This is a genomic window from Marinobacter halophilus (genome assembly GCF_003007685.1).
In the GTDB taxonomy this organism is placed as follows: Bacteria; Pseudomonadota; Gammaproteobacteria; order Pseudomonadales; family Oleiphilaceae; genus Marinobacter; species Marinobacter halophilus.
In genome coordinates this window covers 755,166-768,625 of record NZ_PXNN01000017.1, presented here as the reverse complement: position 1 = coordinate 768,625, position 13,460 = coordinate 755,166, and the positions used below count along the sequence as shown (strand labels likewise).

The window sequence follows — 13,460 nt, the reverse complement described above, 5'->3', positions numbered from 1 at the left end:
TGTTTCGGTAAAGGTCTGACTAGACTAGGGGAAAATCGGTCGGGTGAAAAACGGAACCTTTCACCCGGCCCAGGCGTCCCATAACAGGATCTTTCTGGAGCATGGAGATGGTGAATGGTTAGTGCCGGTCAGGCAGCCGACGGTTACTCGGCGGTTTACTTTATGGATGGCAGCCAGGTAGCCCGGCAGATGCGTTTGTCAGAGTTTGGCGCGTTTCTGGATGGCTATGTTGGCTTATCAGATCTGGCAGAGACCGATGTGAGGGCCATTCTGGTCAATATGAGCACTGATCTCAGCGTTCGTTCGTTGGTTTTCTTCCAGATCTGGTTTGATGAAGAAGGCAGGGCAGACAGCAGCTGGAACGTCCCCATCGAAGCGCTGGCGGAAAAGGGCGCCAAGGGTCCGAACATGGGCGGTGGCGCCATTAAGCTGGTATGCCGGAGCCAGTGTCCGGATCCTGCTTATGCCGAAGAGCTCTGGGATCCGGATATGACCCCTGGCAGCAACCATTTCCAGGCAATCCGCAAGGCAGTAGCTGCCAATACATTGCATTTTACGAAAATTGAGCCGGAAGAAGAAAATATTCCGGTTCTGACCACGTCCAATTCGCATCACGCTAATGACGACGATGAGCGAGATCGTTCGCGCCTCGCGCAGGTGCTCCGGGAGCAGCGGCTCCGGATCAAGACCCTGCAGAGTGTGCATCGGGATTCGCTGGCCGACCTTCAACGCGAACATCGTCTGGAAATGCAGGCGCTGCGCAGCGATTTGTCAGCTCTGGAGCAGCGTCATGAGCGCGTGCGGCTGAGTAATGAGCAGCTCAAAACACGGCTGTCACAGCGAAATGAACAGTACCTGTCGATGCAGGAAAAAATGGCCGAAGGCGATGCCCGGCAACGCCAGGAGTCCAACGCCGATGCCGAAACCGTGCTGTTGCGAGAGCAGCTTGAGCGTAAGCAGCGGGAGTTGGAGCTGCGGGATGAAAAAATCGTTGCCCTTGAACAGGAGAATCATGAACTCAGCCACCGCGAACCGCCCGAGGATTCCTTGCTTGAGCATTTGCGCAGTCAGGCGGTCTTTCTGGTGGCCTACCATCCCGGTGTCGGTCATATCACCCTGCCATACAGCGACATCGAAACCTATTTTGGTAACCCTCTGGCCTATGCCGCTGAGCGCTGCGGCATGAATGAGCCCGCTTACAAACAATGGCTCGCTCATTACGAGCACCCGGTCTGCGGTCACCTTGACGACGACGGAAAGGCCTGTGGCGAACCTATCATGCGCGTCACCCAGCCGGCGGAATTTCAGTCCGGGGTAGACGATCGTTGCGACCAGCATAAAGCCTGACGTGGATCTTTTTTCAGTATCTGCCTGAGTTTCGTTAAACTGTGGTTCTGTTTCGCACGGATCAGGGTTGGCGCAGGCCTTTCCTGTCTCATTCAGACACCACAGGATACTTCATGGACCAGTTCAGGAATATCGGCATTGTAGGGCGCATGGGCAGCGTCAAGGTGGTTGAATCGCTGCGGCAGTTGAAGCAGTACCTCACTGCCAACAACTACCAGGTGATCATCGAAGAAGACACCGCGACCATGATACCGGGCCACGGTCTTCAGGTGGCCAGCAAGAAGCTACTGGGCGAGATTTGCGATCTGGTCATCGTAGTGGGTGGTGATGGCAGTCTGCTGGGCGCCGCCCGGGAGCTGGCCAAATCCAAAATTCCCATTCTTGGGGTGAACCGGGGGCGGCTCGGCTTTCTCACCGATATTTCACCGTCTGATCTGGAAGAGCGCCTGGGCCAGGTACTGGCTGGCGAGTACATTGAGGAATCCCGCTTTCTGCTCGACGGTCATGTCGAGCGCAACGGTCAGCCTTTGGGCTTCGGCTCAGCCTTGAACGATGTGGTTCTGCACCCTGGTAAGTCCACTCGGATGATCGGCTTTGATCTGTATGTGGATGGCCATTTCGTATACAGCCAGCGATCTGATGGCCTGATTGTGGCGACGCCGACCGGCTCCACGGCTTACTCGCTCTCTGCCGGTGGCCCGATCATGCATCCGAAACTGGATGCCATTGTGCTGGTGCCCATGTTCCCCCATACCCTGAGCAGTCGCCCGATCGTGGTGGACGGCAAGAGCGAGATCAAACTGGTCATCGGGGAAACCAACGAGACCTATCCGCAGATCAGCTTTGATGGTCAGATGAACATCGCCTGCGCGCCCGGCGACATTATCCGTATCACCAAAAAGCCTTTCAAGATCCGTTTGATCCATCCGACCGATCACAACTTCTACGCCACCTGCCGTGACAAGCTGGGTTGGGCAAGCGAAATAGCAGCGAGTTGATTATGGCGGGCAAGACTTCAGCCGCGAGCCGCGGTTACGACATCATTGGTGATATACACGGTTGCGCGCGCACTCTGGAGCGGTTGCTTGAGCATATGGGCTACCGTAAACAGAATGGTATCTACAAGCATCCGCGCCGCCAGGCTATTTTCATCGGCGACATCATTGACCGCGGTCCGCGAATTCGCGAATCGCTGCACCTGGTCCGTGATATGGTTGAGCACGGCTCGGCCCAGATTGTGATGGGCAACCATGAGTATAACGCACTCGGGTATTGTACCCGGGCCCGACCTGGCAGTGGCAAACAGTTCTTGCGGGAGCACAATGCCCGCCACGACCGCCTGATCAAGGAAACTCTTGAGCAGTTTGATGCGTATCCTCATGAGTGGAACGAGTTTCTGGAATGGTTTTACACCATCCCGCTGTTCATTGAGGAAGATCACTTTCGGGCAGTGCACGCTTGCTGGGATCAGGAACTGATCGACAAGTTCCGGCACAGTCAGGGTGGCGCCTGCATCGATGAAGACTTCCTGCACGCGTCAGCAGCCATTGAATCCTTCGCGGGCCAGGTAATGGATACACTGCTGCGGGGCACGGACTTGCGGTTGCCGGAGGGGGTAAAAATTACCGGTCGTGACGGTTATGTGCGTGAGTTTTTCCGCACCAAGTTCTGGTCCGATAATCCGATAACCTACGCTGACGTGGTTTTTCAACCCGATCCCTTGCCCCCGGAAGTCGCCCGCATGGAACTCAGGAACGATGAGCTGAAACAGCTGACCACCTATTCGCAGGATGCGCCTCCGGTTTTTGTTGGGCATTACTGGATGGAGGGCGAGCCGGCCCCCTTGAAGCCAAATGTCGCTTGTATCGACTACAGCGCGGTGAAGTATGGCAAGTTGGTGGCATATCGGCTGGACGATGAAACGATACTTTCCCGCGACAAGTTTGTCTGGGTAGAGGTAGATCGGCCAGAACAGCCGGATTATCCCACCAGCGAAGACAGCGTGGCACGTTAACGATCAGCGAGGTCAACTTGGATCAACAGACATCTTCTCCGATTACCCCGAGTGGACGCTGGCAGCCGGCACCACAGCATGCACCTTTTGTGGTTGCCCTGATTGCGATCGCCTTGGTGATGGTATGGTTTACCTCGATGGGGCAGAACTCTGTGGCGGCCGCGATGATGGTCGTGGACCCACGGTCGCTGCCCTGGTACACATTCGACTCACTGGGTGGGCGTCTGGATGCGCTGTCCGCCACCATGGCGAGCGGTCAGATCTGGCGATTGATCACACCGGACTTTCTGCACTTCAGCTGGACCCACCTTATCTTTAATTCGGTGATGTTGTGGTTCCTGGGTAGTCAGATTGAATGGATTGATGGCCGGCCCCGTCTTATCGCCTTGTTTTTGGTGACCAGTCTGGCGTCTAACGGTCTTCAGTATCTGGTCTCCGGCCCGTTGTTTGGTGGTTTGTCCGGGGTGGTTTACGGCATATTGGGGTATTGCTGGCTGAGCCAGCGGCGCGGGCCCCGATTCCAGTTTCCCCCGGCGCTGGTGACCTTTGCCTTGGTGTGGATGGTCATCGGCTTTACGCCGCTCCCGGAAATGATTGGGGTGGGGCGCATGGCTAACGAGGCGCATCTTGGCGGTTTTGTCGCGGGCCTGGCTCTGGCTGCCATCATCCCGCCGCGGCGCAAGATAGGGTGACAGCACAAAAAAAGCCCCGCACAGAGGCGGGGCTGAAAAGAGCGTATAGCTCCTGATGAGAGAGACCAAATGATACGACCTTCTGTCATTTGGTGAAGTAATGATAATCGTTATCATTTGAGTCTGTCAAACGGATTTGCCGGTTTATTTATGAATCATTGTTCAGGAGGCATCATGACCTACGACGAATTGATCGAACGGCTGGACCCGATGGTGTATCGGAACCTCAAACAATCCATCGAACTGGGTAAGTGGCCGGATGGCCGGGCCATGACCCGCGAGCAGCGGGAAATCAGCCTGGAGGCGGTTATCTACTACGAGAACAAGCACGACATCCCGGAACAGCAGCGGGTGGGTTTTCTGGACCGCGGTGAAAAAGCCGGCACCGCATGCGATCCTTCGGTAAAGTTCAGCAAGCGCAAAAATGACGTCGACCCGGACCAGTTCGTCGAGGTCAAGGTTTGAGCGCAGTCATCGATGTTACTGGCCGGTTGAGAAAAATGCCGGCCGAAGCCGGAGACCCAGTGTCCTACACGCTCAAAGTGGGCGACACGGCGATCCCGTTAAATGAGCTGATTGGTCGCAAGGTGCGTCTGGATTTTGACGGTGTGATCCGTTGTATTCATTGCGACCGGATCACCAAGAAGAGTTTTAATCAGGGGTTCTGCTATCCGTGTTTTCGAAAGCTGGCCGCCTGCGACAGCTGCATTATGAGCCCGGAGAAGTGTCACTTTCATTTGGGCACTTGTCGGGAGCCCGAATGGGGCGAACGCAATTGCATGGTGGAGCATGTGGTCTACCTGGCCAATTCCAGTGGCTTGAAAGTGGGCATTACCCGAGGCACTCAGATACCGACCCGCTGGATTGATCAGGGCGCGGTGGATGCGATCCCCATGCTTCGCGTTGCCAGCCGTTATTTGTCGGGTCTGGTCGAAGTGGCCTGCAAAAACCATGTAGCAGACCGCACCAATTGGCGGACCATGCTAAAAGGCGACGTGCCGGAGCTGGATCTGTTGGAAGAACGAGGCAAAATACTGGCTCTGATTGCAGGCGATCTGGCGCAATTGAAGCAGCAGCACGGTGACAGCAGCATTCAGGTGGTCGACGAAGCTTCTTTAAACCTGGGTTATCCGGTGCAGGTGTGGCCATCAAAAGTGGCCAGTCACAACCTGGACAAGACCCCGGAAGTGGAAGGGCTGCTTGAGGGCATCAAGGGCCAGTATCTGATGCTCGATACCGGCGTTATCAATATCCGAAAATTCACCGGTTATGAAGTCCGGTTCCGGGTTCTTGACTGAACCCACAAGTCTTTTGTCTGGCCCAACACTTTTTATTCGGCCCGGCACCTTTTGTCTGGAGAGTGTGAATGCGTACCAACCAGCCACAAACGATCTACCTCAGCGACTATAAGGCCCCTGCGTTTCTTGTTGATCAGGTGGACCTGTGCTTTGAATTGTTCGAGGACGGCGCCCGCGTGCATAGCACGCTGTCTATGCGCCAGAACCCTGAGTCCGGCAGTGGTGCGCCACTGGAGTTGCATGGCGACAGCCTGAAGCTGGAATTTCTGGCGCTCAACGGCACGCCATTGTTAGCCGGTGCCTATCAGGACGAGGGCGACAAACTGGTGATCCCGGAGGTGCCGGCAGAATTCGAACTTGCGGTGGTGACCTGGATCGAGCCCCAGAACAACACCCGGCTGGAAGGTCTTTACAAGTCATCCGGAATGTTCTGCACCCAGTGTGAGGCCGAGGGCTTCCGTTGCATTACTTACTACCCGGATCGCCCCGATGTGATGGCGCGGTTCCGTACCCGCGTTGAAGCCGACAAGAGCGCGTATCCGGTGCTGTTGTCTAACGGCAACCCGGTTGAGCAGGGTGATCTGGACAACGGCCGGCACTTTGTGACCTGGGAAGATCCGTTCCCCAAGCCGGCGTATCTGTTTGCGCTGGTGGCTGGCGACCTGCTGGAGAAGCGAGATACCTTCAGCACCTGCTCGGGCCGGAATATAGAGCTGCGCATGTACGTGGAGCCCCGCAACTCGGAAAAATGCGAGTACGCGATGGATGCGCTCAAACGCTCCATGCGCTGGGACGAAGAGGTCTACGGCCGGGAATACGATCTGGATATCTTCATGATCGTGGCGGTGGATGACTTCAACATGGGCGCCATGGAAAACAAGGGCCTGAATATCTTCAACTCCTCGTGCGTGCTGGCCAGCCAGGATACCGCCACCGATGCCGCCTTCCAGCGCATCGAAGCCATTGTCGCCCACGAGTATTTTCATAACTGGTCCGGCAATCGGGTAACCTGCCGGGATTGGTTTCAGCTCAGTCTGAAAGAAGGATTTACTGTCTTCCGTGATTCGCAGTTTTCAGCCGACATGGGCTCGCCCACGGTCAAGCGGATTGAAGACGTCACCCTGCTGCGTACCGCACAGTTTGCCGAGGATGCCGGCCCCATGGCCCATCCGATTCGCCCGGCGTCTTATATGGAAATCACCAACTTTTACACCTTGACCATTTATGAGAAGGGTGCGGAAGTGGTACGCATGATTCATAACCTGCTGGGGGAAGAGCTGTTCCGCAAGGGCAGCGATCTGTATTTTGAACGTCACGATGGCCAGGCAGTAACCACCGACGATTTTGTTCGCGCCATGGAAGACGCCTCTGGCCGCGATCTCAGCCAATTCCGCCTGTGGTATGAGCAAGCCGGCACGCCGGTGGTCGCTGTGACAGACGACTATGATGAAAGTCGCGGTGTTTACCGCCTGACCATCAGGCAGTCGATTCCGAATACGCCGGGCCAGACCGATAAAAAACCGCAGCACATTCCCTTTGCAATTGGACTGCTGAATAGCGCAGGTGACCCTCTGCCGCTGAACCTGAATGCCGAAGAGCGCAATGGTCCGCTGGAGCGGGTGTTGGAACTGACCGAGACGGAGCACAGCGTGGAATTCCATGGCCTGCCAGAGCGGCCGGTGCCGTCGTTGCTGCGGGATTTTTCAGCGCCGGTTCGGGTGCAGTATCCCTGGACCCGCGAGCAGCTGCTGTTCCTGATGAGCCACGATCCGGATGGTTTCAATCGCTGGGATGCCGGCCAGCGGCTGGCGGTAGACGTAATTCAGTCCCTGCTGGGTGCGCCGGATGACGCAGCGGTTGAGCCCCGCCTGGTAGAGGCCTATCGCCATTTGCTGAATGACATTGAGCTGGACCAGGCACTGGTGGCCAAGATGCTGCTGTTACCGTCAGAAGCTTATCTGGTGGAGCTTTCTGATCAGGCCGATGTACCGGCCATTCATGACGCCCGCGAACAAGTGATGAAGCATCTTGCGCACGCCCTGCGCGATGAGCTTGTTGCCTGCTACCAGCGCAATCTGGATCAAGGCGATTATCAGCTGTCGTCAGAGGCCATTGCCCGTCGGAGCCTGCGCAATATCGCGCTGGCCTGGCTGCTGCATATTGACGATGAACAAGCGCTGGCACTGGCCGGCGAACAGTTCGACAACGCCGACAACATGACGGACCGCCTGGGTGCGTTGCGGGCGTTGGTGAATTCCGGCTTTGAGCATGAGCGTAATCAGGCGTTAGCGGCGTTCTATCAGCGTTTCAGCGAAGATCCGCAGGTCGTCGAACTGTGGTTCTCGGTGCAGGCCTCCAGCGATCGGGCAGGGCAGTTGCCGCAGATTCAGCAGTTACTGCAACATCCGGCCTTCGACTGGAAAAATCCGAACAAAGTGCGCTCCGTGGTGGGGGCCTTTGCGGGCCAGAACCTGGCGGCGTTCCACAGTCCGGATGGCAGTGGTTACCAGTTCCTGGCAGAGCAGGTGTGCCGGTTGGATGACAGCAACCCGCAGATTGCGGCACGGTTGGTGTCACCGCTGACCCGCTGGAAGAAATTTGCACCGCATTATTGTGAGCAGATGAAAGCGGCACTTGAACGCATTCGCGACAAGAGTGAGTTGTCCCGCGACGTATACGAAGTCGTCCACAAGAGCCTGGCAGACTGAGGCTCGGCCCGTATCCGGCGGTGATTGTAATGCCGTCGTCATCGCTGGATACAAAATCGCACTTTCGGTCGATAGACAATGTTGGTCAATCGGCTAATCTGGGTGAAAGTCTGCGATTGCATCAGACCATAACAATAAAGCCCAGCAAGGGCTTCCAGACGGATTTAAGGTTGCACAATGAGATACAACAAGAACGCACTTTTTGGCGGGCTGCTTGCGCTTTCCTTTGCAGCGGCCCCAGTCCACGCCGCGGTGTCCGCAGCTGAGGCCAATCGCCTTGGTAAGGATCTTACGCCTTTCGGTTCGGTGAAAGCCGGTAACTCAGCGGGCACCATCCCTGCCTGGAATGGCGGGCTGACGCAAGCACCGGCCGGATATCAGGGCAGCGGCCAGCATCACGTCAATCCTTTCCCGGATGACCAGGTTCTGTTCACCATTACTGCGTCCAATATGGATCAGTATGGTGAGCATCTGACCGATGGTGTCAAGGCTATGCTTAATACTTATCCCACCACGTTCCGCATCCCGGTCTACGAGTCGCGCCGCACCCACGCGATACCGGAATGGGTGGCAGACAATACCCGCAAAAATGCTGTTAATGCCGAAATTGAAGGCCAGGCTGAGGGCATCAGTGGCGCATTTGGCGGTTATCCGTTCCCGATCCTGCATGGCACCGATGAAGAAAAGGCCTGGCAAGTTGTCTGGAATCATCTCACGCGCTGGCGCGGCGTTTCCGTTACTCGTCGTTCCAGTGAGGTGGCGGTACAGACGAACGGTGACTACGGCCTGGTGACGTCTCAGCAGGAAGCTTTCTTCAACTTCTATAACCCAGAAGGTGGTGAAAGCGATCTGGATAACATTATCTTTTACTACCTGTCGTTTACCCAGTCTCCGCCCCGCCTGGCCGGCGGCGCCATTCTAATTCACGAAACCCTGAACCAGATTATCAATCCGCGAAATGGCTGGGGCTACAATGCCGGCCAACGCCGTGTTCGCCGCGCACCCAATCTGGGCTACGACTCGCCGATAGCGGCAGCCGACAACCTGCGCACCGCGGATGATACCGATATCTTCAACGGGGCCATGGATCGTTATAACTGGAATTACGAGGGAATGAAGGAAATTTACATTCCTTACAACAATTACCGGATTGGTGAAAAAGGTACGCCTTACTCCGAGATTCTGGGAGTTTCCCACCTGAATCCGGATCTGACTCGCTGGGAGTTGCATCGCGTTCACGTGGTTGAAGCAGACCTCAAGCAGGGCGAGCGCCATATTTACGGCAAGCGCCGTTTCTATGTGGACGCCGACAGCTGGAATACAGTGCTGCTGGACCAGTATGACGGGCGTGGTGAATTGTGGCGCGTGACCATGGGTATTCCGAAGAATTATTATGAATTACCGGGAGTGTGGACAGTGCTTGATGTATACCATGACCTTCAGGCTCGCCGGTATCACGTATTGGGACTGGACACTGAAGAGTCCGGCACCCGGGTGTTCACTGATGATGTGCCCAATGTACGTTATTTTTCACCGGCCTCGCTGCGTCGGCGGAGTGTACGCTGAGATTCCGGCGCACAACCTGATCCCGGGGTAGCGGCTGTGGTTTCACAGACGCCGGCGGCCGTACGGCTGCCGGTTTGCTTGTGTTTCTGCCACGCTACCGGGCGAAGCGTAACAAGATACAATCAACGGAAAGGCAATCTGAATGGCTAATAGGTTCATGTGCGAGACACTGGGGACTGCCTGTGTCGGGCTCTCCATGGCGCTGGCAGCGCCCGCGGCATTTGCGCTGCCAGATATTCTTGAAACCCCTGCGCGTACCACGCTGCTCGCTCCAAAATCATTGCTCAATGATGCAACCCGGGCCGGTGAGCGCATTGTCGCTGTTGGTGAGCGTGGACACATTATTTTCTCGGATGATGAAGCACAAACCTGGACTCAGAGTTCTGTTCCGGTTGCGCTGACACTGAACGCTGTCGATTTCGGATCTGAACAGCACGGCTGGGCCGTCGGCCACAGTGGCGTGGTGCTTCATTCCAGTGACAGGGGTGAAAACTGGTCCCTGCAGCTGACGGGCATTGAAGCCTCCGGACTGGCCATAGAAAGCAAGGAAGAACAGATTGCTGAAATGGAAGAACGGATCGAGCAGGCCCCGGAAGAAGAAAAGGCCGATCTCGAGTGGGCTCTGGATGATCTTCACTTCACGCTCGAAAACATGCAGGCCGATCTTGATGTCGGACCGGTCAACCCGTTCCTTGACGTCTGGTTTGAGGATGACAGCCACGGTTTTGTGGTGGGTGCCTACGGCATGATCCTGAGAACTCAGGATGGCGGCGAAACCTGGAAAGACTGGGCCCCGAAACTCGACAATCCGCAAAGCTTCCACATCAACAGCATTACTCAGGTAACTGGCGGTGCGCTGGTGGCGGTTGGTGAAGCGGGTCAGATCCACGCGTCTGTGGACGGTGGTGATACCTGGGAGCGTCGCGAAAGCCCTTACACCGGCTCTTTGTTCGGCGTTATGGGCACTGGCCAGGTGAATGAAGTAATCGCTTTCGGGCTCCGGGGTAACATGTTCCGGTCCACCGATCTCGGTCGCAGCTGGACGGTTGTGCCCAACGAGGGCGGGGCAACACTGAACAATGGTGCCGTGGCTGATGACGGCAGGATCACCCTGGTCGGCAACGGCGGCGCTGTGTTGATGAGCACGAACGCTGGAGAGAGCTTCCGTGTGACTTTCCGGAACGACCGGGAGGGCCTGATGGCCGTCGTTCCGCTGGCCGGTACCAACTTACTTCTGGTGGGCGAAGGCGGAGTTGTAATCTCCGACGCTCGTGGCCGGAATCCGAACTAACGCCCTGGTGTGGCATCAACAGATTAATGGATAGAGGGGCTTTTTAATGTCTAACCCGATGCACGACAGGGGTGAACATTACCTGACGACGCCAAAGGCGGAGCCGTTTCTTGAACGGCTGATTTTTAACAACCGGGCTTTAATCCTGGTTGGATTTTTTATTCTGACACTGTTTCTTGGCTACAACGCTACCAAGATCCAGCCGGATGCCAGTTTTGAGCGGATGATTCCGTTGGAGCATCCTTACATCGTCAACATGCTTGAGCACCGGGATGATCTGGATAACCTCGGTAACTTTGTCCGGATCGCGATAGCGGTTGAAGACGGTGACATCTTCACTGCCGAGTATATGGAAACGCTTAAACTGATCACTGATGAAGTGTTCTATCTTGATGGCGTTGACCGGTCAGGCCTGAAATCGCTCTGGACCTCGAACGTCCGCTGGGTAGAGGTAACCGAGCAAGGCTTCCAGGGCGGCACGGTGATCCCGGACGGCTATGACGGCAGTCGCGAGAGTCTGGAGCAGTTGCGCCAGAATGTGTTGCGCTCGCCCGAAGTCGGACGCCTTATTTCCGACAACTTCCGCTCAACCATCGTTTATGCACCGCTGTATGAGAAAAACCCGGAAACCGGCGAAGCGCTGGACTACGGTGAGTTTTCCCGTCAGCTGGAAGAGAAAATCCGCGACAAGTATCAGGCACAGAATCCTGATATCAGCATTCACGTGGTCGGTTTTGCCAAAAAAGTCGGCGATCTGATTGAAGGCATCGCCTCCATTGCCTGGTTTGCCGGCATTACCATCCTGCTGACCACGCTGTTGCTGTTCTGGTATTCCCGGTGCATCGCGGGCACGCTGGTACCGGTATTCACGTCGATTGTTGCGGTCTTCCTGCAGCTCGGCACGCTCCGTCTTCTGGGCTACGGTCTGGATCCGTACTCGGTTCTGGTGCCGTTCCTGGTCTTTGCGATTGGCATCAGTCACGGCGTGCAGATCGTTAACGCCATGGCGGTTGAGGCCGGCAAGGGCTTTGATGCCGTCACCTCGGCACGTCTGGCGTTCCGGGCACTTTATATACCGGGTATGCTGGCCCTGATTTCGGACGCTTTCGGCTTCCTGACGCTGGTCTTTATTGAGATTGATGTTATCCGGGATCTGGCCATTGCGGCCGGCCTGGGTGTTGCCTTCGTAATTCTCACCAACCTGGTGCTGCATGTTCTGATCATGTCGTACATCGGCATCACCAAAGGTGGTATCCGGCACGTTCAGAATCACGGTGAGAAACAGGACCGTAAGTGGCGCGTGATGTCCTACTTCTCGCATCCAGGTGTGGCACCGATTTCTCTGCTTATCGCGGTTATTGGCTTGGGTCTGGGGCTTTACTACAAGCAGGATCTGCAGGTGGGGGATCTTGATGAAGGTGCTCCGGAGCTGCGTGCCGATTCCCGCTACAACGTAGATAACTCCTACATCATCAACAATTACTCGACCAGTGCCGATGTTCTGGTGGTGATGGTGAAAACGCAGGAAGAGCAATGTACCCAGTACAATGTGCTGCGTTCGATGGATCGCCTGCAGTGGGAGTTGCAGAACACCCCGGGTGTCCAGAGTTCTGCCTCACTGGCCGACGTGTCGAAACTGGTGACCAAGGCTCTGAACGAGGGCAGCTGGAAGTGGTATGAGATTTCCCGCAACCAGACCATCATCAACGCCTCCATTCGTGATGCGCCGGCTGGCCTGATTAACACGACCTGTGACCTGACGCCAGTACTGGTTTTCCTTGAGGATCACAAAGCGGAAACCCTGCAGACCGTTGTTGACCGGGTTGAGGAATTTGCCGAAACCTATAACAACGAAGAGCACACCTTCCTGCTGGCAGCTGGCAACGCAGGTATCGAGGCAGCCACCAACGAGGTTATTTCGAACGCGAAAAATCTCATGCTGATACTGGTTTACAGTGTGGTCAGTTTGCTGTGTTTTGTGACCTTCCGTTCCATTCGTGCGGTTGCCTGTATTGTGATTCCGCTGGGCCTGACCTCCATTTTGTGTGAGGCGATCATGGCGGTGTCTGGTATCGGTATCAAAGTGGCAACGCTTCCGGTCATTGCGCTGGGTGTCGGTATCGGTGTCGACTACGGCATCTACATCTACAGCAAGCTGGAGAAGTTCCTGCTGGAAGGCAAAACCTTGCAGGAAGCCTACTATGAGACTCTGCGCTCTACCGGTAAGGCGGTCATCTTCACCGGTGTAACTCTGGGCCTGGGTGTGGTGACCTGGATCTTCTCACCCATCAAGTTCCAGGCAGACATGGGCTTCCTGTTGTTCTTCATGTTCCTCTGGAACATGATCGGAGCGATCTGGTTGCTGCCGGCACTGGCCCGGTTCCTGTTGCGTCCTGACAAGATGCTGGCAAAAGCACGAGCTGTGAAGTAACAGCCTGAAACAACAAAAAAGCCCGCAATTGCGGGCTTTTTTGTTTTTAGGTCAAACGCTTAGCGAGCTAACGCTTTCTTTATTTATGGCCAGAAGTGGTCTATCTTCTAAGA

At 55.9% G+C, this 13,460-nt stretch carries 10 protein-coding genes; all 10 read left to right on the top strand.

All coding sequences use genetic code 11. The features are described 5' to 3' along the window. Window positions 1–114: 114 nt before the first annotated feature. Window positions 115–1,347: a DNA repair protein gene (locus tag C7H08_RS17410; protein ID WP_106673476.1), complete on the top strand. Its 1,233-nt coding sequence runs from the start codon at window positions 115–117 to the stop codon at window positions 1,345–1,347. A 113-nt stretch (window positions 1,348–1,460) separates the two neighbouring features. Beyond that, on the top strand, window positions 1,461–2,345 hold the full coding sequence (locus tag C7H08_RS17405) for an NAD(+) kinase (protein WP_106673475.1): 885 nt from the start codon (window positions 1,461–1,463) through the stop codon (window positions 2,343–2,345). Window positions 2,346–2,347: 2 nt separating this feature from the next. Continuing rightward, complete coding sequence (locus C7H08_RS17400) at window positions 2,348–3,361, top strand: metallophosphoesterase (RefSeq protein WP_106673474.1); 1,014 nt, start codon at window positions 2,348–2,350, stop codon at window positions 3,359–3,361. Between the two features lie 17 nt (window positions 3,362–3,378). Next, entirely contained in the window at window positions 3,379–4,053 is a 675-nt protein-coding gene (locus C7H08_RS17395) for a rhomboid family intramembrane serine protease (protein ID WP_106673473.1), read from the top strand. Between the two features lie 174 nt (window positions 4,054–4,227). Continuing rightward, on the top strand, window positions 4,228–4,518 hold the full coding sequence (locus C7H08_RS17390) for a YeaC family protein (protein WP_106673472.1): 291 nt from the start codon (window positions 4,228–4,230) through the stop codon (window positions 4,516–4,518). Continuing rightward, a complete protein-coding gene (locus C7H08_RS17385; protein ID WP_106673471.1) occupies window positions 4,515–5,351 on the top strand; it encodes a DUF2797 domain-containing protein in 837 nt (278 codons plus the stop codon). Before C7H08_RS17390 ends, C7H08_RS17385 begins: the two co-directional genes overlap by 4 nt. 68 nt (window positions 5,352–5,419) lie before the next feature. Continuing rightward, window positions 5,420–8,059, top strand: a complete 2,640-nt coding sequence (gene pepN, locus C7H08_RS17380; RefSeq protein ID WP_106673470.1) for an aminopeptidase N — start codon at window positions 5,420–5,422, stop codon at window positions 8,057–8,059. 177 nt (window positions 8,060–8,236) lie between these two features. Then, a complete protein-coding gene (locus tag C7H08_RS17375; protein WP_106673469.1) occupies window positions 8,237–9,625 on the top strand; it encodes a DUF1329 domain-containing protein in 1,389 nt (462 codons plus the stop codon). Window positions 9,626–9,767: 142 nt separating this feature from the next. Next, window positions 9,768–10,916 carry a YCF48-related protein gene (locus C7H08_RS17370; RefSeq protein ID WP_227663326.1) on the top strand — a complete coding sequence of 383 codons (1,149 nt, stop codon included), beginning with the start codon at window positions 9,768–9,770 and terminating at the stop codon, window positions 10,914–10,916. 46 nt (window positions 10,917–10,962) lie between these two features. Further along, complete coding sequence (locus C7H08_RS17365; RefSeq protein ID WP_106673467.1) at window positions 10,963–13,347, top strand: efflux RND transporter permease subunit; 2,385 nt, start codon at window positions 10,963–10,965, stop codon at window positions 13,345–13,347. Window positions 13,348–13,460 lie beyond the last annotated feature (113 nt).

What these genes read in the sequence shown, in the direction of transcription:
- C7H08_RS17410 (WP_106673476.1), top strand. Translation starts at nt 115, where the DNA reads ATGGTTAGTGCCGGTCAGGCAGCCGACGGTTACTCGGCGGTTTACTTT.
- C7H08_RS17405 (WP_106673475.1), top strand. Translation starts at nt 1,461, where the DNA reads ATGGACCAGTTCAGGAATATCGGCATTGTAGGGCGCATGGGCAGCGTC.
- C7H08_RS17400 (WP_106673474.1), top strand. Translation starts at nt 2,348, where the DNA reads ATGGCGGGCAAGACTTCAGCCGCGAGCCGCGGTTACGACATCATTGGT.
- C7H08_RS17390 (WP_106673472.1), top strand. Translation starts at nt 4,228, where the DNA reads ATGACCTACGACGAATTGATCGAACGGCTGGACCCGATGGTGTATCGG.
- pepN (WP_106673470.1), top strand. Translation starts at nt 5,420, where the DNA reads ATGCGTACCAACCAGCCACAAACGATCTACCTCAGCGACTATAAGGCC.
- C7H08_RS17375 (WP_106673469.1), top strand. Translation starts at nt 8,237, where the DNA reads ATGAGATACAACAAGAACGCACTTTTTGGCGGGCTGCTTGCGCTTTCC.
- C7H08_RS17370 (WP_227663326.1), top strand. Translation starts at nt 9,768, where the DNA reads ATGGCTAATAGGTTCATGTGCGAGACACTGGGGACTGCCTGTGTCGGG.
- C7H08_RS17365 (WP_106673467.1), top strand. Translation starts at nt 10,963, where the DNA reads ATGTCTAACCCGATGCACGACAGGGGTGAACATTACCTGACGACGCCA.